The 23,756-nt window shown below is 67.4% G+C and carries 22 protein-coding genes; 15 read left to right on the forward strand and 7 right to left on the reverse strand.

Annotation, left to right across the window (positions count from 1 at the left end; all coding sequences use genetic code 11):
- Window positions 1–112: 112 nt before the first annotated feature.
- On the reverse strand, window positions 113–1,645 hold the full coding sequence (locus tag DB354_RS01885) for an aldehyde dehydrogenase family protein (RefSeq protein ID WP_107833741.1): 1,533 nt from the start codon (window positions 1,643–1,645) through the stop codon (window positions 113–115).
- Window positions 1,646–1,827: 182 nt separating this feature from the next.
- On the opposite strand from DB354_RS01885, the gene DB354_RS01890 reads away from it, so the two are divergent.
- Window positions 1,828–2,421 carry a plasmid pRiA4b ORF-3 family protein gene (locus tag DB354_RS01890; protein ID WP_158277316.1) on the forward strand — a complete coding sequence of 198 codons (594 nt, stop codon included), beginning with the start codon at window positions 1,828–1,830 and terminating at the stop codon, window positions 2,419–2,421.
- Window positions 2,422–2,609: 188 nt separating this feature from the next.
- Here the strand turns inward: DB354_RS01890 and DB354_RS01895 are convergent, their stop codons facing one another.
- Complete coding sequence (locus DB354_RS01895) at window positions 2,610–2,909, reverse strand: hypothetical protein (protein WP_107833743.1); 300 nt, start codon at window positions 2,907–2,909, stop codon at window positions 2,610–2,612.
- A 194-nt stretch (window positions 2,910–3,103) separates the two neighbouring features.
- Here DB354_RS01895 and DB354_RS01900 point away from each other — a divergent pair, with 194 nt between their 5' ends.
- The 12 genes from DB354_RS01900 to DB354_RS01955 all read left to right on the forward strand — a co-directional run bounded on the left by DB354_RS01900 (window position 3,104) and on the right by DB354_RS01955 (window position 14,127).
- Window positions 3,104–3,916, forward strand: a complete 813-nt coding sequence (locus DB354_RS01900) for a YwiC-like family protein (protein ID WP_107833744.1) — start codon at window positions 3,104–3,106, stop codon at window positions 3,914–3,916.
- A 118-nt stretch (window positions 3,917–4,034) separates the two neighbouring features.
- Complete coding sequence (locus DB354_RS01905; protein ID WP_146180066.1) at window positions 4,035–4,628, forward strand: DUF6448 family protein; 594 nt, start codon at window positions 4,035–4,037, stop codon at window positions 4,626–4,628.
- Between the two features lie 3 nt (window positions 4,629–4,631).
- Window positions 4,632–4,889 (forward strand): DUF2249 domain-containing protein, encoded by a 258-nt coding sequence (locus DB354_RS01910; RefSeq protein WP_107833746.1) that lies wholly within the window; start codon window positions 4,632–4,634, stop codon window positions 4,887–4,889.
- A 16-nt stretch (window positions 4,890–4,905) separates the two neighbouring features.
- Window positions 4,906–5,256, forward strand: coding sequence for a cupin domain-containing protein (locus tag DB354_RS01915; protein ID WP_107833747.1), 351 nt, complete (start codon window positions 4,906–4,908; stop codon window positions 5,254–5,256).
- 42 nt (window positions 5,257–5,298) lie between these two features.
- Window positions 5,299–6,018 carry a Crp/Fnr family transcriptional regulator gene (locus DB354_RS01920; protein ID WP_107833748.1) on the forward strand — a complete coding sequence of 240 codons (720 nt, stop codon included), beginning with the start codon at window positions 5,299–5,301 and terminating at the stop codon, window positions 6,016–6,018.
- Window positions 6,019–6,134: 116 nt separating this feature from the next.
- Window positions 6,135–7,211 (forward strand): histidine kinase, encoded by a 1,077-nt coding sequence (locus DB354_RS01925; RefSeq protein ID WP_107833749.1) that lies wholly within the window; start codon window positions 6,135–6,137, stop codon window positions 7,209–7,211.
- Window positions 7,208–8,032 (forward strand): LytTR family DNA-binding domain-containing protein, encoded by an 825-nt coding sequence (locus tag DB354_RS01930; RefSeq protein WP_107833750.1) that lies wholly within the window; start codon window positions 7,208–7,210, stop codon window positions 8,030–8,032. The genes DB354_RS01925 and DB354_RS01930 overlap by 4 nt, the downstream gene beginning before the upstream one ends.
- 101 nt (window positions 8,033–8,133) lie before the next feature.
- Entirely contained in the window at window positions 8,134–8,886 is a 753-nt protein-coding gene (locus tag DB354_RS01935; protein ID WP_107833751.1) for a hypothetical protein, read from the forward strand.
- Window positions 8,887–9,340: 454 nt separating this feature from the next.
- Window positions 9,341–10,720 carry an efflux RND transporter periplasmic adaptor subunit gene (locus tag DB354_RS01940; RefSeq protein ID WP_233256525.1) on the forward strand — a complete coding sequence of 460 codons (1,380 nt, stop codon included), beginning with the start codon at window positions 9,341–9,343 and terminating at the stop codon, window positions 10,718–10,720.
- Between the two features lie 192 nt (window positions 10,721–10,912).
- The gene (locus tag DB354_RS01945; RefSeq protein ID WP_343205535.1) at window positions 10,913–11,554 is read left to right on the forward strand and encodes an ABC transporter ATP-binding protein; all 642 of its coding nucleotides are present in this window, start codon (window positions 10,913–10,915) and stop codon (window positions 11,552–11,554) included.
- A 61-nt stretch (window positions 11,555–11,615) separates the two neighbouring features.
- Window positions 11,616–12,866 (forward strand): ABC transporter permease, encoded by a 1,251-nt coding sequence (locus DB354_RS01950; protein WP_107833754.1) that lies wholly within the window; start codon window positions 11,616–11,618, stop codon window positions 12,864–12,866.
- Between the two features lie 31 nt (window positions 12,867–12,897).
- Complete coding sequence (locus tag DB354_RS01955) at window positions 12,898–14,127, forward strand: ABC transporter permease (RefSeq protein ID WP_107833755.1); 1,230 nt, start codon at window positions 12,898–12,900, stop codon at window positions 14,125–14,127.
- Between the two features lie 438 nt (window positions 14,128–14,565).
- Here the strand turns inward: DB354_RS01955 and DB354_RS01960 are convergent, their stop codons facing one another.
- The 5 genes from DB354_RS01960 to msrA all read right to left on the reverse strand — a co-directional run bounded on the left by DB354_RS01960 (window position 14,566) and on the right by msrA (window position 21,461).
- Window positions 14,566–17,979 carry a S41 family peptidase gene (locus tag DB354_RS01960; protein WP_107833756.1) on the reverse strand — a complete coding sequence of 1,138 codons (3,414 nt, stop codon included), beginning with the start codon at window positions 17,977–17,979 and terminating at the stop codon, window positions 14,566–14,568.
- A gap of 287 nt (window positions 17,980–18,266) precedes the next feature.
- Window positions 18,267–19,106 (reverse strand): Hsp33 family molecular chaperone HslO, encoded by an 840-nt coding sequence (locus tag DB354_RS01965; protein ID WP_107833757.1) that lies wholly within the window; start codon window positions 19,104–19,106, stop codon window positions 18,267–18,269.
- Between the two features lie 5 nt (window positions 19,107–19,111).
- Window positions 19,112–19,825 carry a hypothetical protein gene (locus DB354_RS01970; protein ID WP_107833758.1) on the reverse strand — a complete coding sequence of 238 codons (714 nt, stop codon included), beginning with the start codon at window positions 19,823–19,825 and terminating at the stop codon, window positions 19,112–19,114.
- A gap of 86 nt (window positions 19,826–19,911) precedes the next feature.
- Window positions 19,912–20,925 (reverse strand): glycosyltransferase family 2 protein, encoded by a 1,014-nt coding sequence (locus DB354_RS01975; protein WP_107833759.1) that lies wholly within the window; start codon window positions 20,923–20,925, stop codon window positions 19,912–19,914.
- Window positions 20,922–21,461, reverse strand: coding sequence for a peptide-methionine (S)-S-oxide reductase MsrA (gene msrA / locus DB354_RS01980; protein WP_107833760.1), 540 nt, complete (start codon window positions 21,459–21,461; stop codon window positions 20,922–20,924). The genes DB354_RS01975 and msrA overlap by 4 nt, the downstream gene beginning before the upstream one ends.
- A 197-nt stretch (window positions 21,462–21,658) precedes the next feature.
- On the opposite strand from msrA, the gene DB354_RS01985 reads away from it, so the two are divergent.
- The gene (locus DB354_RS01985) at window positions 21,659–22,501 is read left to right on the forward strand and encodes a CHASE3 domain-containing protein (RefSeq protein WP_158277317.1); all 843 of its coding nucleotides are present in this window, start codon (window positions 21,659–21,661) and stop codon (window positions 22,499–22,501) included.
- Between the two features lie 98 nt (window positions 22,502–22,599).
- A complete protein-coding gene (gene ribB / locus DB354_RS01990; protein ID WP_107833762.1) occupies window positions 22,600–23,712 on the forward strand; it encodes a 3,4-dihydroxy-2-butanone-4-phosphate synthase in 1,113 nt (370 codons plus the stop codon).
- The last annotated feature ends 44 nt before the right edge of the window (window positions 23,713–23,756 follow it).

Here is a 23,756-nt window from a genome sequence, read left to right on the forward strand (position 1 = left end):
CCCTCAATCCCTCAATCCCTCAATCCCTCAATCCCTCAATCCCTCAATCCCTCAATCCCTCGAGAGAAAGAGAAAGAGGAAGAGTAAGAGAAAGATGGAGGGCCCCCCTTTCTCAGCCGCCGGACCAGGGGCCGGAGATCTGGCGGGCGTCGGCGGGGTAGGCGCGCGGTTCGTGCTGGATCGTTATCCAGTGTTCGCTGGTAAAGGCGTCGACGGCCCAACGGCCGTTGAAGCGGCCGATGCCGGAGTTCTTCTCGCCGCCGAACGGGTTGAACGGAAGGTCGTTCACGGGCTGGTCGTTGATGTGCGTCATGCCGGCCTGGACGCCGCGGGCGAAGCGGAGGCCGCGTTCGAGATCGCGCGTGAAGACGGCGCTCGAGAGACCGTAGCGGGTGCCGTTGGCGAGGCGCAGCGCGTCGTCGTCGCCGCGGGCGCGGATGATCGGCGCGACGGGACCGAAGAGCTCCTCGCTGGCGAGTTGGTACTCGTTGTTCACGCCGACGAACACGTGCGGCGGCAGCACGAGCCCCTGCGGCTCGCCGCCGAAAACCTGGCGCACGCCGTCGCGGCGGGCCTGGAGGATGCGGCGCCAAAGCCCGTCGAACTGCGACTGGTTGATGAGCGGGCCGATCATCGTGGTCGGATCGTCGGGGTCGCCGACCTTGAGCTGGCGCACGCGCTCGACAAAGGCGTCCACAAAATCGTCATACACGGCGTCATCGACGATGAAGCGGTTCGTGATCATGCAAATCTGACCCTGATGCAGGAACTTTCCGAAGATGGCGGCTTCGACGGCGCGCGGGAGGTCGGCGTCGGCGAGGATCACGAACGGGCTGTTGCCGCCCAGCTCGAGCTCGAGCCGCTTGATGATCTGCGCCTCGAGCGCGAGGCGGCCGATGTGGCGGCCGACTGGCGTGGAGCCGGTGAACGAAATCACGCGCGGGACGTCGTGGGTCACGAACGCGTCGCCGATTTCCGAGCCGGCGCCGATGACGACGCTGAGCAGGCCCTCGGGCAGCCCGGCGGCCTCCAGGATCTTCGCGAACAACAGCCCGCCGGTGATGGGCGTATCGCTGGCCGGTTTGACCACGGCCGCGTTGCCGACGGCGAGCGCGGGAAAGAGCGAGCGCGCGGTGAGCTGCAGCGGCCAGTTCCACGGGCTGATGATGCCGACGACGCCGACCGGGCTGCGATAAACCTGGCATTCCTTGCCCGGGACGTCGGCCGGGATGAGCCGGCCCTCGACGAGGTAGGGGAGGGTTTCGGCTTCGCGCAGCACGCTCCGTACGGACTGCCACTCGAGGGAGGCCTTGATGCGTGTGCTGCCGGCCTCGCGGATCAGCCAGGTGATGATCTCGTCGCGATGGGCCTCCATCACGAGGCCGGCGCGGCGCATGACCTCGGCGCGGGCGCCGGGCGTTTGCGCGGCCCAGTCCTGCTGGGCGACGGCCGCGCGGCGGTAGGCCTCCTCGAGATTGGCCGCGTTGGCCTGCGGAATCTCCACCAGCGTTTCGCCGGTGAACGGGTTGCGATCGCGGTTCGGATGGGTGCTGCGGCCATGGCGCCAGTGGCCGGCGATGAATTGGCGGTCGAAGTGGGCGAACGCGGTGGTCGACTCGGGACGGGAGATTTCGGCGGTGGGCATGGTGTGGCGGGAAGCGCCATCGTGGCGGCGCGAGCGCAACCTAGGCGCGGGCGGGCCCGCCCGCTATCGAGTCAGCGGCCGAATGTCCGGTGGCGAAACGGAAGTCCGAAGGGATGGGCGAATTACCGGCACGGCATCCCCACGCTTGCCGAGCGGAGGGCGCTGCGTTTTCGTGGCCGTTCATGATTTCGCTGCACGAAGGCAAGGGCGCCCGGGTCAAGAAGCCGGCCGAGCGGGTCTTCACGTTTCGGCTCACGGTCGTGGGCTGCCATCCGAAGATCTGGCGGCGGCTTCAGGTGCGCGAATCGATGTGGCTGTCCCGCCTCCACGACAGCATCCAGGTGCTCTTCGACTGGTTCGACTACCAGACCCATGCCTTCAACCTGGACGACCTGCGTTTCGGCAACCCGCTGAAGCGCGACGATCTGACGATCGAGGATGATCGCGACGTGACGCTGGCGGATCTCGATTTGGAGCACCGGGAGCGGTTTTCGTACGGCTACCACTTCGGCGAGGGCTGGCAGGTGGAGGTCAAAGTCGAGAAGACGGACCCGGTGGAGAAGGGCGTGCACTACCCACTGTGCACCGGCGGTGAGCGGGCTGGACCGCCGGAGGATTGCGGCGGGCTGGAGGCGTTTCACGACATGCTGGCCTGCATCAAGGAGCCGCACACCGATCTCGGCCGCGAGTGGATCGAATGGCTGGGCCCGGATTACCAGGCGGAACTCTGCGACTTGGAGAAGATCAACCGCGGCCTGCGGAAGCTGGGAAAGTGAAAGGCGAATGCAGAATGCTTACGCTGCGCTAATGCAGAATTATGAATGGAGAATGTAGAATTCTCCGGCGGGAAAACCGGTGGTGCATTCGGAACATTCCCGTGGCCGGGCGCGCAGTCTGATCGGTCAGATCAGTCGGATCCGTCGGATCGGGTGGTCGTCACCGCGGGCGAAAACGGAGACGCGCGTCAGCGGACGGGCATGGTGAGGTGCGGAGCGAGCAGGTCGATGAACGGCGTGAGAAATTTCGGTTCGGTGCGCGTCTGCGTCCAATGGAGGACGAGCAGGAGAAACACCATGAACAGCACGAGGCCGACGAGGGCGGGGTTGATGCTGCGGAGTAGCCGGTAGAACGACAGCACCATCATCACCACAAAGAAGGCGCAGACGAGGGTGAGAAAGTGGTGCTCGGCGAAGAGCGCCTTGAGCTGGGTCCAGACGGCGTGCAGACCCTGGCGGGCGTTCTCATACTGGACGGGCTGCGCCATCGGCCGAAAGACCCGGTGCCACGGGAAGAGTTCAGTGGGAGAATCTCCCAGGACGTGGCGCAACGCAGGCCCGGTGCGCAATCACCTGGCGCGCAGCTCAATGGGTTGACGACGAGCTGCTGCGATCGGCGGTGGGCGAGCCGCTTGATATCAGTCAAGGCCGCTGGGCCGCGCCCGATGCTACAGTGAGGCGCATGAGTCCCAACCCGTCCGAGGTCACGAATCGCGTGCCGCCGCCACCCGGCTGGCGCGAGCTGGTGTGGCCGCGGGAGCACGGCAGTTGGTCGCTGGCGCTGGAGCCACTGGCGCTCGCCTTGCTGGCCGCGCCGTCCTGGGCCGGGGGCGCGCTGGCGGTCGCGACGGTCGGAGCCTTCTTTGCACGGCGGCCCGTGCGCACGGCGTGGACGGAAACGCGACCCGCCGTGCGGCGGCGCGCGGGGCAGGCGGCGGCAGTCTGCGCGGCGGTGGCGGCGTTGGGCGCAACGGGCGCAGTGGCCCTGGCCACGTCAATGCGAGCCTGGATGTGGCTGTTGCCCTCGATGCTGGCGGGGGCGGCGTTCCTGGGGTTTGACTTGCAGAAGTCCGGTCGCGAAGCGGAGGCGGAGCTGGCCGGGTCGTTTGCGTTCGCGTGGCTGCCGGCGGCGTTCGCGGCGTTCGCCGGCTGGCCGGCGGGACCGGCGGTGACGCTCGGCGTGGTCATGCTGGCGCGCGCGGTGCCGACGGTACTGACGATCCGCGTGGTGCTGCGGGCGCGAAAGGCGCAGGCGGAGCCGGCGCGGGGCCCGGCGTGGCTGGCGCTCGGCGCCGCGCTCCTCGTGGCCGAACTCACGCGCCGCGGACATGCGCCGTTCGCGGCGGCGATCCTGGCGGCGGGGCTCGCGCTGCGCTCGGGCGGGCTGCTGGTTTTCCCGCGACCGCGACTGCGCGCGACCACGCTCGGCATCGCGGAGGCCGTGCTCGGCGGCGTATATGTGGTCGTGCTCGGGCTGTGGTGGCCGACGCCATGACGCGGACCACCAGACCCGTTGACGCGTATCAAGGCGCGGAGCGCGGCGGCGTGACATGGTGTGCGCGTGCCCGCGGCCAGATGGCGGCGGGCGCGGTTTTTCAATCACCGATGGCATCATGAAACGATTCCTCCCTCGACGCGCGTTCACGTTCTTCCTGCTTTTCCCGCTCGTGATGGCTCCGCTGGCTCGGGCGCATTGCGATACGTTGTCCGGCCCGGTGGTGGTCGAAGCCCGCGCGGCGCTCGCGAAGGGTGACGTCACCCCGGTGCTTAAGTGGGTGAAACCCGCGGCGGAGCCGGCGGTGCGGGAGGCGTTTCGCAAGGCGAGCGCGGTGCGCGGACAATCGGCGGCGGTGGCTGAACTCGCCGACACCTATTTCTTCGAGACGCTCGTGCGCCTGCATCGCGAAGGCGAAGGCGAGCCGTTCACCGGGCTGAAGGACGAGACGGCGGAGCCCGGTATCGCCGCCGCGGATGCGGCGCTGGCGGCGGGAAGTGCGGCGCACCTGCACCATGACCTCGTCGCGCGCATCAAGGCCGTGGTCGACGAGCGCTTCGCCGCCGCCCAGGCCGCGCGCGCCCGGGCCGACAGCAGCGTGCAGGCGGGGCGCGAGTACGTCGCCGCCTATGTTGCCTTCATGCACCTGACCGAGCAGCTCTATGCCCTGTCGAATCCGACGGCGGCTCACGCCCACGGCCACGCGCCCTGATCCATGTCCTCCACCCCTCGCAAGGTCCGCACGCTCGACGTCCGCCCGCTGATCGCGCAGGGCGAGGAGCCGCTGGCCAGCATCATGGCGACCGTGCGCGCCGTGGCGCCGGGCGAGTCCTTCGTGCTCATCAGCCCCTTCCTGCCTTCGCCGCTGATCGAGCGCCTCCAGTCCGAAGGCTTCACCGCCCGGCCGGAGCATCGCAGCGACGGCGGGTGGCAGACCCAGTTCACCCGGCCGGCGGCGCCTGACGCGCGCTGAGCCAGGTCCCTTTCCCATGAAAACGTCCGCCCTGCTCTCGAATCAGGAACCTGGCTCGCTGGCGCTGGCCGAAGCCGCGCCCGTGGTGGGCCACGGCATCGTCAGCCGCACGCTGCTGGCCACGCCCGAGCTGCGCTCGGTGGTGTTCACGTTTGCGCCGGAGCAGGCGTTGACCGAGCACACGAGCACCTCGCGCGCGCTGATCCAGATCCTGAGCGGGGAGTGCGAGTTCTCGGTGGCGGGCACGCCGCGGATGATGAAGGCGGGCGATTTGCTGCATCTGCCGCCGAATGTGCCGCACGCGGTGCTGGCAAAGACGGCCCTGACGATGCTCCTCGTGCTTGCACCCGAGCGAAAGCCAGCCTGATGTGTCGGGCGGCGCCGGCAATGGCCGGCCGCTGTTCCCATTGTGCCCACTGATGTTTCCCGCCTCCGCACCACGGCGCTAGCGGCGACGCTGCGCTCGTGTCAGTTGTTCCAAGGTCTGCCCGCCGCCGACGTCGAGGCGGTCGCCAGCTTTGCGCTGCTGCGCAATGTCGCGAAGGACCATTACCTGTTTCGCGAGACCGACCCGGCGGAGGGGTTCTACGTGGTGCAGAAGGGGGCGATCAACGTCCACCGGGTGAGCCCCGCGGGGAAGGAGCAGGTGATCCATGTGTTCCGCCCGGGCGAGTCGCTCGCGGAGGCCGCGCTCGCGACCGAGCATGGTTACCCGGCGAACGCGCGGGCGGTGGAGTCGTCGGCCGTGATCGTGGTGCCGAAGGCGCCATTCCTGGAGCTGCTGGCGCGCCGGCCGGACCTGAGCCTGCGCATGCTGGGTTCGCTGAGCCAGCACCTGCGCGTGCTTGTGGGCCTGGTGGATGACCTCACGCTGAAGGACGTCGAGACGCGGCTGGTGAACTGGATGCTGAAGCGCTGCGGCCGGCAGCAGCGCGGCGCGGCGACGATCGAGCTGGGCTCGACGAAGCGGGTGCTGGCGGCGGAGCTGGGCACGAGCAGCGAGACCTTGTCGCGGACCTTTGCGAAACTGCGGGATGACGGGCTCGTGGAGGTGCGGGGCGCATCGCTGCTGGTGCCGGATATCATCGCGCTCGAGGCGCGATTCCGCGGCCTGCTGGGCGAGTTGTAGGCGGAGGCGTCCGGCGCGAGGCAGGCGGCATTCATCGCACCGGGCCGGCGGCTCGTCGCAGCGCCGGTGCTTTCCGCTTGTGTTGCCGGAGCGGTGGGCGAAAACCGCGAGCTTCCATGCACAACCGTTGGGCGAGATATGCCGTTTATGCGGCCGGATGGTCCTTCCTGGGCCTCGTGCTCTCGCTGGAGGTGTATTTCAATTTCCGGGCCGGGATGGGCGGGCAGGTGGACAACGATTTCGTGGACCTGGCGATCCCGCAGTTTGGCCGCGCGGTGATGTGGGCGGCGATGGCGCCGCTGATCCTGCGGCTGCGGACAGGGTTGCCGCTGACGCGCGGCCGCTGGGTGGGCGGCGTGAGTTTTCACCTGATGATGAGCGTGGTCGTGATGGCCGTGTTCTACGTCGGCCGGCACGTCGGCTACGCCGTGTTCTTTCGCGGCTTCGATCATTTCTGGGGGCGGCTGGTACCGGACTTCTACGGCCGGAACATGATCGACATCGGCTACTACTGGCTCGTCCTGGGCTTCGGATACGGGATGGAGATCTACCAACGCTACAAGACGGAGGAGCTGAAGGCGGCGCGGCTGGAGACGCGGTTGATGGAGACCGAGCTGAAGACGCTGCGCGAACAGCTCCACCCGCACTTTCTCTTCAATACGCTGAACACGATCTCCGTACTGGTGCGCGACGGCCGGAGTGCGGAGGCGACCAACCTGATCGCGCGGCTGAGCTCGCTGCTGCGGGCGACGCTCGATGCGGCGCGCACGCCCGAGGTGCCGCTCCGGCAGGAGCTGGAGTTCCTGCTCGGTTACCTCGAGATCCAGAAGGCGCGGTTTTCCGACCGGCTGACGGTGCACGTGAACGTGGCGGCGCCGGCGCTGGAGGTGCGCGTGCCGAACCTGCTGCTGCAGCCCATCGTGGAGAATGCGATCCTGCACGGCATCGGACCGAAGTCCGGGCCGGGCCGCGTGGAGATCCGCGGCGAAGTGCGCGGGGAGACGCTGCACCTCGAGGTGGCGGACGACGGTCCCGGGCTGGCGGAGGACGGTGCGCGGCCGAAGGAGGGTATCGGACTTTCCAACACGCGGGAGCGGCTGGCCCGGATCTACGGTGACGCCGGCCGGCTCGCCCTGCGGAGTCTCGCCGGCCGCGGCGTAACCGTGGAAATCGACCTGCCCTGCGCCCGATGAACCCAGCCCCGAACCCAGCCCCCGACGCGACCCGACCGGTGCGCGCGGTGATCATTGACGACGAACCCATGGCCCGCCGTGGCGTGCACCTGCTGCTGGAGCGCGACGCGGGGGTGGAGATCGTGGGCGAGGCGGCGGACGGCGTGGCCGGCCTGGAACTGCTGCAGCGGGTGCAGCCGGAGCTCGCCTTCGTCGACGTGCAGATGCCGGCCGGCAACGGCTTCGACATGCTGCGACGGCTCGCGCCGGAAGGATTGCCGGTCGTGGTGTTCATCACCGCTTACGACGAGTACGCCCTGCAGGCGTTCGACGTGCAGGCCGTCGACTATCTGCTGAAGCCCTACGACGACGAGCGGTTTGCGCGCGCCCTCGAGCGCGCGAAGGAGGCGGTGCGCCGGCGGCGGCAGGACGACTGGAGCGAGGGCCTCGCCGAGTTGCGGCAGTTGCTGCAGCACGTGCGCGAGGGGAAGCCCGGCGGCACGGAGGCGCCCGAGCGAATCCTCGTGAAAACTTCAGGCGAGATCGTGCTGCTGAAGCCGGACGAGGTGGACTGGATCGAGGCCGAGGGCGACTACGTGAAGTTTCATGTCGGTGGGCACGCGCACATGATGCGTGAGACGATGGCGCGGCTGGAGGCGCGGCTGAATCCCAAGCACTTCGTCCGCATCCACCGCTCCACGATCGTGAACATCGAGCGGATCCGGAAGTTGAGCCCGTCGTTCGCCGGAGACTACGTGGTGATTCTGCAGGACGGCACGCGGCTGCGGCTCAGCCGGGGGTTTCACGAACGGCTCGCGAGCCTGCTGCACCAGGCCCTGTAGGCCGTTCGCTTCGTCGCGTTCGCGGCGCGGTCCGTCGCCGCCTGGTGGCGGGTCGTCGCATTTTCGAAACGGCAGGCCGGGCGGCGGAGTATTGAGGGGTGATGAAACCCCGACTCGTACTGCTGGCGGTTTGCCTGCTGCTGGTCCCGGCGTCGGCCCCCGCGGCGCTGGAGCGGTCACTTGACCACGTGTGGACGGCGCGCGCCGGACTGGGCGACGAGGCCTGGGCGGAGGTGCTGCGGATCGAGAACCAGCGGCGGACGGGCCGGTATCCACGAATCTTGCACGCGCTGGTGTTCGAGTTTGAGGGCCTGCTCTGGTTCTACACGCCGACCGAGGGCACGCAGAGCCTCTCGCTGTACGTGGACCGGCTGGACCAGGAGCGCGCTGACCTGCGCCCGTTGCTGCAGGCGATCGAGCGTGGCTTCACGCGGTGGGAGGTGCTGCCCCAGGGACCGGCGCCGGCGCGGGCCACGCCGCTGGAGCAGTTGCCCAACGGATGCTTTGTCGCGTGCGTGAGCGAGTGGCGCCGCCTGCGGCGCGAGCGGGTGGCCGTGGCGGCCGCGCTGCTGCTCTCTTTCTACGAGGACGCCGGGGCGGGCAGCGGCGGTCACACCGTGCTGGCGTATGAAGTGGCTGGCGAGCTGCAGGTTTACGATCCGGCGGACGGGAAGACGGCGCGGCGATTCTCGCCGCGGTTGCTGGCTGACCCGCTGGCGTTGGCGCGCGCGGTCGGCGGCGACCGGGTCCAACGGTTTCGTACGCTCACGCTCGTGACCTCGGGCGCACCGGTGTTGCTGGCGCAGGCGAAGCAGCCGGAGCGGGGAAAGTCGGCGGAGGTCCTGGGCGGATGAGGTGCAATTGGCTAAAGCCGAGCGGCTTGGCTGTGCGGCCGCGGCGGTGGGGCCGGCACGTGTCGGCGGGCGCGAAGGGCGTCGGGGGCGGAGTATCGCAGCGTCGGCGGGAATCCGCGGCCCGCTTAACCCCCGCTTTCTTCCGCTCGTCAAAAGCGAGGTGTAACTTTTTCCGGCCGGGAGTGTTCTCGATGCATGCTTGCCGCCGCCAGCCGTACCCATGCGACCCTGTCGTCGTCGCGATTCGTCGCGATTTCGCGACAGCTGGCCGCATTTCGGTTTCGTTTGTCGCCGGCGAGTGGTCTGGTCTGCCCGTTTGTAGAAGATCCGTTGTGCATCACGGCCGGGCCCTGCGAGGCTCGGCCGTGTCTTTTTGGCCCGGGAGGGAACCGGGTGCTTGCTTAACCTCAGCCGCTTTTTTTCGATGACCACCTTGAACCCGTCGTCCAAGCCCATGAATTCCCCTGCCGGCACGCCGAAGCCCATCGGCAACGTCCCCGCGCCCAAGCGCAAGAAGTCGCTCGTAAAGTGGATCGTCATCGGAGGCGTGGTGCTCCTGGCGGTCGCGATCGGCCTTGGCGTGGTGGCCAAGAAGCGCCGCGGCGCCATCGTCATGGTCACGACGGAGAAGGCGATCGTGAAGACGATCACCCAGACCGTCTCGGCGACCGGCAAGGTGCAGCCGGAGGTCGAGGTGAAGATCGCGCCCGAGGTTTCCGGCGAAATCGTGAAACTCGGCTTCCGCGAGGGCGCCGTGGTGAAGAAGGGCGACCTGCTGGTCGCCATCAAACCCGACCTCTACGCCGCGCAGGTCGAGCAGCAGGAAGCCAATCTCGTGGCGGCCCGCGCCGGCGCCGTGCAGTCGAAGGCCCAGTTGCTGAAGGCGCAGGAGGACCTGACGCGCACCGCCGACCTTTTTGCCAAGAAGCTCGTCTCCGAGTCCGACTACACCGCCGCCAAGACGACGGTCGACGTGGCGCAGGCGAACCACGACAGCTCGCTGGCGACCATTCGCCGCACCGAGGGTTCGCTCAACCAGGCGCGCGACCAGCTGACGAAGACGGTCATCTATTCGCCGATCGACGGGAAGGTGAGCTCGCTCGCCACCGAAGTCGGTGAACGTGTCGCCGGCACCGGTTCGTACGGTGGCACCGAGATCATGCGCGTGGCCGACCTCGACAGCATGGAGGTCCGCGTGAACGTGAACGAGAATGACATCGTCAACGTGAAGGTGGGCGACAAGGCGCGCATCACGATCGACGCCTTCCCGAACCGTAAATTCACCGGCGAGGTGAAGGAGATCGGCGCCGCGGCCAAGGTGACCGGCCAGAACACGCAGGACGAAGTCACCAACTTTCTCGTCAAGATCCGCATCCTCGACAAGGACGTGCCGCTGCGGCCCAGCATGAGCGCGAACGCCGACATCGAGACGAAGACCGTCGAGAACGTAGTCGCCGTGCCGATCCAGAGCATCACCGTCCGCTCGAAGCAGGGCGCGAAGACGATCGAGGAGGTCGCGGCCGATCGCCAGAAGAAGACCGGCGACGCCAAGGGCGAGGGCGCGGCCACCGCGGTGAACGTGAAGCAGCAGAACCGCGACGACCGTGCCGATCGCGAGAATCTGCAGCGCGTGGCCTTTGTCCGCCGGGGCGACATCGTCAAGATGGTGAACGTCGAGACCGGCCTGCAGGACACGACGCATATCGAGGTCACGTCCGGCCTCAAGGAAGGCGATGAGGTGGTGAGCGGCAGCTTCGGCGTCATCACCCGCACGCTGAAGGACGGCATGAAGGTGCAGATCGAACCCGCCAAGAAGGCCGCTCCCAAGAAATAAGCCGCGGCATTCCGCCCCGCGCGGCGGCTGGCCTCCGGTTGTCCGGTCCGCCGCCGCCCACCGTGCGTCCTGCCTGCCATCCTCCCAATCCTCATGATTCCTCCTCCTGCGCCTTCCTCCGCCGTGTCCCGGGTGGTCCGCCAGCCCGGTCCGCTGGTGATCGAGATCGATGGCGTGACCAAGCTCTACAAGATGGGCGCGGAGACGATCCACGCGCTGCGCGGCGTGGCGCTCCGGATTCACCGCAATGAGTACCTCGCGATCATGGGGCCCTCCGGCAGCGGCAAGTCGACGCTCATGAACATGCTCGGCTGCCTCGATACTCCCACCGCCGGGCACTACGAGTTCAACGGCAAGAACGTCGCCACCATGACGGACAACGAACTCGCCGAGATCCGGAACAAGGAGATCGGGTTCGTCTTCCAGACCTTCAACCTCCTGCCGCGCTCGAACGCGCTGCACAATGTCGAGCTGCCGCTGATCTACGCCGGCATGCACAAGCACGAGCGGCTTGAGCGTGCGCGCCAGGCGCTCGAAAACGTCGGCCTCGGCGAGCGCATGCTGCACAAGCCGAACGAGCTCTCCGGCGGCCAGCGCCAGCGTGTCGCCATCGCCCGTGCGCTGGTGAATTCGCCGTCGATCATCCTGGCCGACGAGCCCACGGGCAACCTGGACTCCAAGACCGGCGAGGAAATCATGGAGCTGTTCGAACAACTCTATGAGCAGGGCAATACGATCATCGTCGTGACCCACGAGGAAGACATTGCCCGCCATGCGCGCCGCATCGTGCGGCTCCGCGACGGTCTGATCGAAAGCGACGCCAACCTCGACTAACCTGGCGCTCCCGTGCGTCCCCGGCCGTCGGCCGGACCGCGCTCCCGCCGCTCCTCTCCCCATGTCCCGTCTCCTCTACGAACTCTCCGAATCCATCCGGATTGCGGCGGCGCAGATCCGGGCGAGCAAGATGCGCTCGGCGCTGACGGCGTTGGGCGTGGTGATCGGCATCGTGGCGGTGACCCTGATGGGCACGGCCATCCTCGGCATCGACGCCGGTGTCGAGCGCAGCCTCGCGGGTTTCGGCGACGACGTGCTGTACGTCACCAAATGGCCCTGGCGCGACGTGCAGGACTGGTGGGTCTATCGCAATCGCCGCGAGGTGGATGTGTCCTACGCCCACCAGGTGAACGACTGGATCGCGCAGCATCCGGAGGGGCCGTTGAAGCTGGCGGTGCCGGCGGCGAGCTGGAACGCCAACGTGATCCGCGGCGACCTGCGGGTGGTGAACATCATGATCTCCGGCACAACGGCCGATCTGGGCCGGATCGTGCGGTCCGACATGCACGAGGGGCGGTTTTTCACCGACCTCGAGGCTCGCAGCGGGCGGAACGTGGCGGTGATCGGGTTCGATGTGGCCGACGCGCTGTTCCCGAACGAGTCGCCGATCGGCAAGCAGGTTCAGATCCGCAGCCAGCGCTACACGGTCGTGGGCGTGGCCGCGCGGCAGGGCAGCTTCCTCGGCATGTTCAGTTGGGACTCGCAGGTGATCATGCCGCTCGAGGCGTTTTCGCGCTCGTTCCCGGTGCGCTGGGCCGACCCGGAAATTCGGGTGCAGGTAGACCTGCAGCGGATGGACGAGGCGCGGGACGAACTCCGGGGCGTGATGCGGCGCGTGCGCCGCCTGAGCCCCGAGAAGAAGGACGATTTTGAGATCAACAGCCAGCAGGTCGTGCGTGAGCAGATCGAGCCGATGAAGAAGAACATCGCGATCGGCGGTCTGTTCGTGACCGGCTTGGCGCTGTTCGTCGGCGCGATCGGCATCATGAACATCACCTACGTGAGCGTGAAGGAGCGCACGAAGGAGATCGGCACCCGCAAGGCGCTCGGTGCGCGGCGGCGGACGATCCTCCTGCAGTTCCTGATCGAGGCGGTGAGCATCTGTGTGCTTGGCGGCGTGCTGGGGCTGGGCACCGCCTGGGGGCTGTCCGCCCTCGTGGGGGCGTTCTGGCCGCAGTTCCCCATCGTCTTCTCGTTCGGGCTCGTGCTCGTCGGCCTCACCGTGTCCGTGGTCACGGGCGTTTTCAGCGGTTTCGCGCCGGCGTACTCCGCCAGCAAACTCGATCCGGTGGTGGCGCTGCGTTACGAGTAGCCGCCGCCCGACCCGCAACGCGCCGTTCGCAATGATCATTACCGAAATCCTCCGGCTGGCATTCTCCTCGCTCACGTCGAACAAGCTGCGTTCGATCCTGACGATCCTGGGCATTGCCGTGGGTGTGTTCTCGGTCATCGGCGTGATGACGCTGATCAACGGCATGCGGTCGTCGATCGAGAGCGGCCTCAATGTTCTCGGCGCGAACAGCTTTCAGGTGAGCAAATGGCCGCCGCTGATCTTCTCGCACGAGCAATGGATGAAGTACCGCAACCGGCGGGACCTTAATTTCGCCACGTCGCGCCGGTTCAAGGAGCTGATGGCCGATTCCGCCACGATCAATCTCCAGATCGGCCGCGGCGGCCTCACGGTGGTCGTGCGTGACCGCCGCACCAACCCGAACGTCCGCCTCGCCGGCTCCGACGAGAACTTCATCACGGCGTTCAACTATGACGTCGGGGTGGGCCGCAATATCGGGCTCGATGACGTGGAATACGGGCGGCCGGTCTGCGTGCTCGGCGCCGACGTGGCCCAGCGCGTGTATCCCGAAGGCGACGCTCTGGGGCAGCTCGTCCGCATCGGCGGGCAGAACTACACGGTGATCGGCGTGCTGAAACCCAAGGGCTCCTCGTTTGGCCAGAGCCAGGACAATTTCGTGCTGACGCCGATCACGCGTTTCCTCGCGGTGTACGGCACGGCGCGCCGCTCGATCAGCATCAACGTGCAGGCGCCGAGCCAGGCGGAGTTGCCGGCCACGCAGGAGAAGGCGACCGGCATGATGCGCCTCGTCCGCGGGCTGCACCCGGAAGACCCGAACGACTTTGAGGTGTTTTCGAACGAGTCTCTCATCGAGGCCTTCAACAAGATCGCCAACGTCGTGGCGGTGGGCGCGCTGATCGTCAGCGGCATCGCGCTGCTCGCCTCGGGCGTGGGCGTCATGAACATCATGCTCGTCAGCGTGACGGAGCGCACGAAGGAGATCGGGGTACGCAAAAGTATCGGCGCCAAGAAGGTGAACATTCTCCTGCAGTTCCTGGCCGAGGCGGTGGCCTTGTCGTTGATCGGCGGCAGCGCCGGCATCGCAATCGGCGTCGGTGGTGGCAACCTCGTGGCGTTCTTCATGCACACCGGGATCACCTTCCCGTGGCTGTGGGCCGGCATCGGTCTCGTGACCTGCGGCGGCATCGGCATCGTCTTCGGGTTGTACCCGGCTTGGAAAGCCGCGTCCCTCGATCCGATCGAGGCGCTGCGGTACGAATAAACGCGGCGGCTGAGCGCGGCGGAGGCCGCGCCGGGGTAGGGTGTAATGGGTAAGGTGTAAGGAGTGGGAGCCATCGGCGATGTCGAGATCGAGGCTCCGTCCGCGGTGCCATGCCTGCGCGTCTTCCGACCGGCGCGCTTCGCGTGGAGCCTCTGCCTCGAGGACTCGCCGCGCTGAGGGCAAACCACCACGGGCATCTGCGTTCCCGCGTTTGAGGCATGGTGTCGGGATACCCGGCGATGCGGTCGGGATTCTCGCCTCCACCCACCAAAGACCCGTGGTCGCGGGGCATCGGGCCGCGTTGCGTACGGCGAGAACGCGAGCAACGAGCTCGGGTTGGCGTCGTTGCGTGGGTAAGCCATCAGACGTCGGCACGAAAAAGGCCCGGCGGGTCAGGCCGGGCCTCGTGAGAGGGACGCGTGCGGGTTGGGCTCGCGCTCAGTTCTTCACCGGGGCCGGCGGAACCGGCGGGATGGTGACTTCCTTGGTCTTCAGCTCTTCCATGATCTCAGCGATCGCACGGTCGAGCTGCTGGTCCTCGCCCTTGAATTCCCGGGTGGGATCGTTGTCCACGATGATGTCGGGGACGACGCCATGGCCTTCGACCTCCCAGCGTTTGCCATCGACCGAGTAAAACGTGAACTCCGGCCGCATCAGCGTGCCGCCGTCGGTGAAGGGCAGGGAGCCGCGGATGCCGACCACGCCGCCCCAGGTGCGCTTGCCGACGACCTTGCCCAGCTTGAGCTTCTGGAATCGGAACGGGAAGATGTCGCCGTCCGACGCGGAGAACTCGTTGCAGAGGGCGATCATCGGGCCCATCGGCGTGGCGTCGGGATTGGTGAACGGCTTGGCGCCGCGGTACACGTTCCAGCCGACGATCTGGCGGCGGAGGCGCTCGATCACCTGGGCGGAGACGTTGCCGCCACCATTGCCGCGCACGTCGATGATCAGGGCTTTCTTCGTGAGCTGCGGGTAGAAGTGCTTGGCGAACTCATTGAGACCCTCGGGGCCCATGTCCGGGATGTGGATGTAGCCCACCTTGCCGCCGGTCTTCTGGTTCACGTAGGCGATCCGGTTCTGGACCTCCTGGTAGTAGTAGAGTGGGGCTTCGTCGGCGATCGGCACCACCACGACGTCGCGCGCGCCTTCGTCGGTCGGCTTCGCGTTGAGGCGGAGCGTCACCTGCTTGCCGACGGTGTCGAGCAGCGCGGCGTACAGGTTGGGCATCTCGCGCACCGGCTTACCGTTCACCGCGAGGACGTATTCGCCCTCCTTGGCGTTTACGCCGATCTCGGTGAGCGGCGAGCGGGTCTGCGTCTGCCAGTTTTCGCCGCGGATGATGTGGTCGATGCGGTAGGCGCCGCTCGCGGGATCGCGGGAGAATTCCGCGCCCAGAAGGCCGGTCTTGATGCGCGGCGCGGTGTTCTGCCGGTCGCCGCCGCCCACGTAGGCGTGGCCGACGCTGAGCTCGCTGATCATCTCGCCGATGACGTAGGTGAGGTCGTTGCGATGGCGGACGTACGGGACGAGCGCGGCGTACTTGTCGTGAATGGCGGGCCAGTCGACGCCGTGCATGTTCGGCACGTAAAAGAAGTCGCGCATCTGGCGCCAGCTCTCGTCGAAGATCTGCTTCCACTCGGCGGCGCGGTCCAGGTTCATGGTCAGCCCCGACAGATCCAGCTTGTCCTTCTCCTTGATCTCAACCTTCGCGCTGGGGGCATCGACGATCGCGTATTCGCGGCGCTGGGCGATCAGGACCTTCTTGCCGTCGGCGGTGAAGGTGACACCGGAAACGCCGGAGAGGAGTTCGGTCTCCTTGCGCTCCTTGGTGTCGTACAGGCAGAACGTGCCCCGCGGGCGGCCGGGCTCGCCGGCGTCCATGGCGCTCATGCGGACGTAGTAGACCTTGTCGCCGCTGACGTGCACGACGTTGTAGTTCGCGGGCGTGACCGGCAGGCCGACGAGGCGGTCCGAGAGACCCTCGAAGTCGACCTTCACGACGACCGGTTTCTTCTTCTTGTCGGACTTCTTGTCGTCCTTGTCGGCGGCGGCGTCGGACTTCTCCGCTCCGTTGGCCTTGGCGACCTCGGGCTTGGCGGAGGCGTCGGCCGGCTTGGCCTCAGCGTCCTTCTTCTCGTCCTTGGCCTTGTCCTCGTCGCCGAGGGCGACCTCATCGCTGCGCGGCTTGAAGGGCGAGTCAGTGTCCTTGGCGAGCGTGAAGAGGTACACGCGCTCCATGTCGACGTAGATGTGGTTGAACTCGAGGTTGCCGTAGGTCGCGTCGAAGTCGCGGGCGGAGGCGATGGCGAGGAACTTGCCGTCCTCGCTGAACTTCGGGCTGCTCACGTTGAACCAGCCGTCGGTGAGGTCCTGGGCCTGCTTGGACTCGAGTGAATACAGCCGGAGGCGGCCGTAGTCGTTGCGGACGTTGAAGCCCTCCTTCTCGGGCAGCACGTAGGCGATCCACTTGCTGTCGGGCGACCAGTCGAAGTCGTTGATCTCAAACTCGGTCGCCTGCTCCACGAGCGTGATTTCCTTGGTCTCGATGTCGACGTAGCGCAGGCGGGCCATGCGGTCGGTGAACATCAGCTTGCGGCTGTCGGGCGACCAGGTGGCCGGATAGTAGTAGGTGTCGGCGTTGCGGGTGATCTGCTGGGCCGGGCCCTTGCCGTCCTGCGGTCGGATCCAGATTTCGTTCTCGCCGGTCTGGTCGGAGATGTAGGCGATCCAGCGGCCGTCGGGCGACCAGACGGCGTCACGCTCGTGCACGCCGGAGGTCTCGGTGAGGTTGCGGACGGGGCCGTGCTTGGCCGGGACGGTGAACACTTCACCGCGGGCGCCGACGACGGCGCGCTTGCCGTCGGGCGACGGGCGGACGCGCGAGATGCTGTCGTTGACCCGTTTGATTTCGGGGCGGGCGAGGGCGAAGTCCTCCTTGACGCTGATGGGGACGCGGCGGGCCTGTTCTGTCTTCAGGTCGAAGAACCAGACGTAGCCGGCCTGCTCGAAGACGATGCCGCCTTTGCCGATCGACGGAAACTTGATGTCGTAATCGGTGAACTTCGTGACCTGGCGGGTCTGCTTGGTGGCGAGGTCGTAGGCGAACAGGTTGAAGCGGCCGGTGCGCTCCGAGATGTAGTAGATGCGGTTCGTGGGCGCCCACATCGGGATGATGTCCTGGGCGTCGTTGTTGGAGATGTTCTCGACGGCGCCGGTCTTGAAATCGAAGACCCAGACATCGTCCGCCATGCCGCCCTTGTAGCGCTTCCAGGTGCGGAATTCGCGGAAGATGCGGTTGTACGCCATCTTCGTGTCATCGGGCGAGTAGCTGAGGAAGCCGCCCCGGGGCACCGGGATCTGCTTAGGCAAATCGGCGTCGATACCGACGGTGTAGAGCTGCCCGATAAAGTCGTTGGTGGAGCGCATGCGCGACCGGAACGCGATCTCGTTGGCGGTGTTCTTCCACGCCATGACGATGTTGTTCGGCCCCATGCGGTCGGAGAGATCGTCGCGGCCGAGCGTCGCGGTGTACGTCAGGCGCTTCGGCACGCCGCCTTCGGCGGGCATGACGTACACTTCCGTGTTGCCGTCGTATTGCGCGGTGAATGCGAGTTGCGAGCCGTCAGCCGAGAAGCGGGGGAACACGGCATAGCCAGGGCCATCGGTGAGGCGGCGGGCGACGCCACCGTCGACGCCGACAGTGTAGAGTTGTCCAGCGTAGCTGAACACGATCTGGTTCCCGTTGGTGGTGGGGAAGCGCAGGAGCCGCGTGGAATCGTCGGCGGCGCGTAGTGGGAGCAGGGCACTGGCCATGACGGCGAGCGCGCAGAAGGTGCGAACAGAGGTGCGCATCGGGGTATCGGAGCAAGGGTTGAGCCATCGGCAATGGTAATTTGACGAGTGGCCGGTCCCCTGCGACCGACCGCCGGCTGGCGGCGCCGAAACGCGGCGCTGACGCGCCGTGAGCCAGAGGCCGGAAGCCGGAGGCCAGTGGCCAGAAGTCGGAAGCCGGAAGCCAGAAACCGGAGGTCGGAAGCCGGAAAACTCAACGCTGGGAGGCAGATCAGACCGATCGGACAGATGCGACGAAGCCGAACCGCCGCCAGTCTCCGGCGGTCCCGCAACCCCGGCCTCCGTCTTCAGGCTTCCGGCTTCTGGCCTCCGGCCTCTGGCTTCTGCCTGGACTGCGCGAGGTAGGCTTCCATCGCCTCGCGGGTGATCGTGTGTCGGGCGCCGCAGCGCGGGCAGCGGATCTCGAGCTTGGGATCGATGCCGAAAAGTCCCTCCGGGTCCTGCTGCATCGTCGGCGCAAGCACCTGCATCATCCGCTGCTGGTTGCAGCCGCAGTGCCACCGCTGGATGCGCCGCTCCAGCAGGACGAGTTGCTCGTGCTGGTCGAGGATCCGGACCTGCTCGACATCGAGTTGCCGGAACCATGTGAGGTCGCAGTCCGGATGTTCGCTCACCATCGCGAAATCCTCGTCGCCGAGCTGGAAGATCCGCGCCCCGCGTTGCTCGCTTTGGGCGTAGAACTTTTCGACCGCCGCCACCGGGTCGCTGCCTTCGAAGCTCACCATGCTGCGGCGCTTCGGCTGGTTGCCGCGGACGACGTCGGCAAAAAACAGATTCTCGGGGCCTTCCTTCACGTTTTCGTCAAACACGCGGCCGGTCACCGCCCCGGTGTCGTTGTCGCTCGTGAGGAACAGGTTCACCAGCGGCGCCTGGAAGTTCATCGTCCACGCGGTCATCTCGTTCCAGGGACGCGAGGCGCTGTGCAGGGTAAACACGGCGAGAGCGCGTTTGAACATCGCGTCGTGCTCGGGCGCCACCCGGATGTGGTGGGCGCCCAGGTGCAGGTAATAGTCGACAAACAGGTCGCCGAAATCCGCGCGAGCGAGGAGCGCGTTGCGATTGCGCACGAAGTAGGTGCGGACTTCCAGTCCGGGCTCGGCGGGATTGGGCGGTGTCGTTTCCGGCATGCAGGTCACGTTTTGGGCAATTCGTCCGATGTCCAGCCACCAGGCGGAAACGCGACCCCTGCGGCGCGATTCACCGCGCGGGTGGCGGCCAGCGCGATGCATTCCAGCAGCGCGAGCCGCTGGGGCTCGGCCGCGGCGAGATCGGCGGGACGGCGCGCGAGGTGCAGGGTCTTGCCCCGCCGGACGAGAAGACCCCAGCCGGCGGGAATCTCGGCGTCGGCGAAGATCCCGTCTTCGGCAACGAGGTAGAGGAAGTCGGCGCAGCGATAGCGGAACATCTTCGCGAACTTCGTGCCGCGCATGACCTGGCGCTGGACGGTGGTGAGTTCGCTCAACACGGAGCGGTAGGCGTCGTGCTCGAGGCGCGAGAAGTCCCAGGTGTCGTATTCCGGCCAGAGCGCCTCACCGCGGCGCAGGTCGGGAAAGTGCGTGGCGAGGAGGTCCTCGAGGGTCTGCCGCCGGGCGAGCAGCTCCGCGAGCCGCCGGCGCGTGGCGTCCTCCGCATGGGCATCCTTGAGCAGGTCGGCCCGGGCCTGCTTGCATTCGAAGACTGCGGTCCGGCGATCGGGCCCCCGCCCGCAGGCGGCGACGTCCGCCCGGTAGCCGCTCCGCGGCACGCGGACCTCGAGGGCGCAGAGGGGGAAACCGTTGGTTTGCGCCCACGCGAGCGCAGCATGCTTCAGCGCGCGGTGCTGCAGGGTTTCTCCGCTGGAGTTCATCGTCGGCGGCTGACGTTGCCCATCGCGGGGCTTAATGCCAGTCCCCGGGGCGGCTTGCTCGGCCGCGCGCGCCGGAGCGGGGGCGTTCAGGCACACATCAGAAAGTCGCGGCCCTCCACGTGGCCGGTCGCCGTGAGCTGCTCTCGGATGTACTCCCGGGCGCCGCGGTTGCTCACGTAACCAAGAATGAGGCGGCTGCCCGGTGGAGGCAGCTCAGCGGGCGAGATCACGGGCACGCCGCCGACGACATGGCCGGCCTTCTTCGCGTCCACATCGATATACCCGGCGATCGCGATGCCGTGTGCTCCGAGGTGGGCGGCGCGTTTGCGGGTGTGTCGCCCTGCGCCCCAGATCCATACGGGAAGGCCCGGATGTCGGTTGATCTCGCGGGCGAGCCAGCCGGCCTTCACGGCGAAGAACTTCTCCGGCGCGTACCGTGGGTCGGCGCGCGACAGCCGCGTGGGCCCGTCGTTCCAGCGTAGCAGCGGGCGCGGGACCTTGCCCATGCGCACCCCGGCATCCGACCACCGCAGCCAGAGTTCGTAATCTTCGGGGAAGTCGCCGTCGCGGTAGCCGCCGTGGCGGGCCGCGATTTCGCGGCGGAACATCACGCTGGGGTGGGCGAACGGCGCCTCGATAAAGCGGTTGAGTGCGATCTCCTGAGGCGTCAGCAGCCCGTTGAGCCAGGCAACATGCAGGGCGTACCCGGCGCTGGCCTGGGCGTCGCCGCCAAACTCCACCTGGCACCCCACGAGCCCCAGCGCGGGATCCGCCATGAGCGCCGCGACCTGCGCCGCCAGGCGTTCAGGATGAGATTCATCGTCGGCGTCCATCCGCGCGATGAGCTCGCCGCGTGCCTCCGCCAGGCCACGGGTGAGCGCTGCCACGAGGCCGGCGTGCGGCTGGCCGAGGAGGCGCACCCGGGCATCGGTGGCCGCCGCGCCGCGGACCAATTCTGCAGTGCCGTCAGTGGAGCCGTCGTCCACCACGAGGAGTTCCCAGTCCGACAGCGTCTGTTCGCGGATGCTGGCGATCGCCCGGGCCAGGGTGCCCGCGGCTTGGTAGGCCGGCAGGAGAATCGAAACGCGGGGCGCGCTCACGGCGCGTGGCCGGAGACGAGCGCGTGCTCGAGCTTCCGCAGCTTCGGGGCGATCACGTAGGTGCAGTAGCCCTGGTCGGGGTGCCGGGCGAAGTAGTCGTGATGGTATTCCTCGGCGGGCCAGAATTGCTTGAGCGGCGCGATCTCGGTCGTGATCGGGTCCTGGACGCGCTTCGCCGCCTCGATGAGCGACTTTTCGGCCGCGGCCATCTGATCGTCGTCTACGCAAAGGATGATCGACCGGTACTGCGGGCCGAGGTCGTTCCCCTGGCCATCAGCCTGCGTCGGGTTGTGGATCCGCCAAAAGAGCTCGAGCAGGCGCTCGAGGGAGACCTGACGCGGATCGAACTCGATCTTCACCACCTCGGCATGTCCGGTCTGATGCGCGCAGACCTGCTCATAGGTAGGCTCGGGTTCGTCGCCGCCGGCATAGCCGGGCGTCACCGCCCGCACGCCGGGCACGAGCTTGAAGGCAGCCTCGGTGCACCAGAAGCAACCGCCGCCGAGGACGATCGATGCGGTATCCGGTGGGTTCATGCGGTTGGCGAGGGCTGGTGCTGGCTGTTCCTCTGGAAAGTCATCATGGGCTCGGAACCGCCGGGTTGGGTTCGGCGCGTACGTTCGTCCGCGGGGTACGACCGTGCAAGCCGCTTGTGCATCTTCGTTTTCCCCCAGCTAGATCGGGGGCCGGGCTGAACCTCCCGGGCGGGGCCATGTCATTTGTGCTCCGCTGCATGCAAACCTCCGCCCGCGCGCTGATCCTCTCCCGTCCCGCCGTGTTCGCCACGCTGCTGGCGGCGTTCGGTCTCGTCATCGCCTCAGGCGTCCTGGCGGCGTTCTCCACGCACCAAGTGGCTGCGGCTGACCGGCGCGCGGCGCATGCCCAGCAAACGCTCGTCACGCTCAACGGGCTGCTGGCCACGATGAACGAGGCGGAGACCGCCCAGCGCGGTTTTCTGCTCACGCATGACGACAAGTACCTGGCGCCTTATGAGGCGGCGCGGCCGCGCTATCGCCAGGAGCTGGCGGCGCTGGCGCGGCAATTTGACCAGGACCTGGTCGCCCGACGGGGGCTGGAGGAACTGACCCGACTGTGCGATGCGCGCTTTGCCGAGATCGAGCGCACCGTCAACCTGCGCCGCGAGCACGGCATCGCGCCGGCGCTGAATGTCATCGAGTCCGACGAGGGCTGGCGCGTGATGCAGCAGGTGCGCGAAAAGCTGACCGCGCTGCAGCGCGAGGAGCTGTCGGGCATCGCCCAACTCACGGCCACCGCGGCGCACCAGGCGCGCACCTACGAATTGCTGCATATGGCGCTGCTGGCGGTCGCCGCCGCGCTGGCCGGGACCGTGGCCTGGATGCTCGCGCGGCGACTCCACCAACTGGAAGGGCTCATCAAGGTGTGCGCGTGGACGCACCGCGTGCAGTGGGAGGGAAAATGGATCCGCTTCGAGGAGTACCTGGCGCGACGGTTCAACCTGCAGTGCACGCACGGTATTTCGGACGAAGCCGCCCGGCAGATGCGGGAGGAGATCGAGAAGACGCCCATCGACGCCGATCCCGAACTGAAGGGTTGAGGCGGCCGGGGCGCGGCGCGGCGAGGCCGAAGAGGGAGGGGTGGCGGCACGGTTGACAGCTCCCGGGACAGCAGGAAGCTAGACCCTCCCGTAAACATATGAGCGCCACTGAGCAGCCGACCTTTGATTCCGTTGAGTCAGCCATCGCGGATATTGCCGCTGGCCGGCTTGTCATCGTCACCGACGACGAGAACCGCGAAAACGAGGGCGACCTGATCATGGCGGCCGAGAAGGCGACGCCGGAGACGGTCAACATGATGATCCGCTACGGCAGCGGCATTGTCTGCGTGCCGACGGTCGAGCCGCAGCTGCGCCGGCTCGGGCTGGGACCCATGGTGGCGCGAAACCGCGAGTCGCACCGCACGGATTTCACCGTGAGCGTGGACGCCGCGGAGGGAATTTCCACGGGTATCAGCGCTTACGACCGCGCGCGCACGATCCGGCTGCTGGCCGACCCGATGTCGCGGCCGGAGCAGTTGGTGCAGCCCGGTCACGTGTTTCCGCTGCGGGCGCGCCCGGGCGGCGTGCTGGAGCGGGCCGGGCACACCGAGGCGGCCGTCGACCTGGCCACGCTCGCGGGCCTCACGCCGATGGGCGTGCTCTGCGAACTGGTGAACGACGACGGCACCGTGCAGCGGCTGCCCCAGCTGCAGGAGTTCAAGCGCAAGTTCGGACTCAGGCTGATCTCGATCGCCGACCTCATCGAGTACCGCGCCCGGCGGGATCACCTTGTCGAACAGGTGCTCACGCGCCCGTTCCCGACCGAGTTCGGTGACTTCACGCTGTCCGCGTTCAAGAGCCGCCTGGATGCGCGCCTGCACTTTGCCCTCACCATGGGAAAGCTCGGGCCGGATCCGGTGCTGGTGCGCGTGCACAGCGAGAACGTCCTCAGCGACGTGTTCCGCGCCAAGGGCCTGCCTGGTCACCAACTGCTCACCGATTCGCTCGCGGCGGTCGCCCGCGCCGGCCGCGGCGTGGTGTTGTACATGCAGCCGACAAACCCAGGCGACGTGCTCCTCGGCTGCCTCAACGCCCAGCCCGGGGAGGTGCCCCCGCCGATGAGCCTCCGCGATTACGGCATGGGCGCGCAGATCCTCTCCCTCCTTGGGCTCAGCAAAATCCGCCTCATGTCCAGCAGCACTCGCAAGGTCGTGGGTCTGGATGGCTATGGGCTGGAGATTGTTGAGCAAGTGCCACCGGCTGGCGCCTGACGCTGCGGCGCGCTTGCCGGAGATTCGAGTTGCGGACAACCCGT

Source organism: Opitutus sp. ER46 (assembly GCF_003054705.1).
Classification (GTDB): Bacteria; Verrucomicrobiota; Verrucomicrobiia; order Opitutales; family Opitutaceae; genus ER46.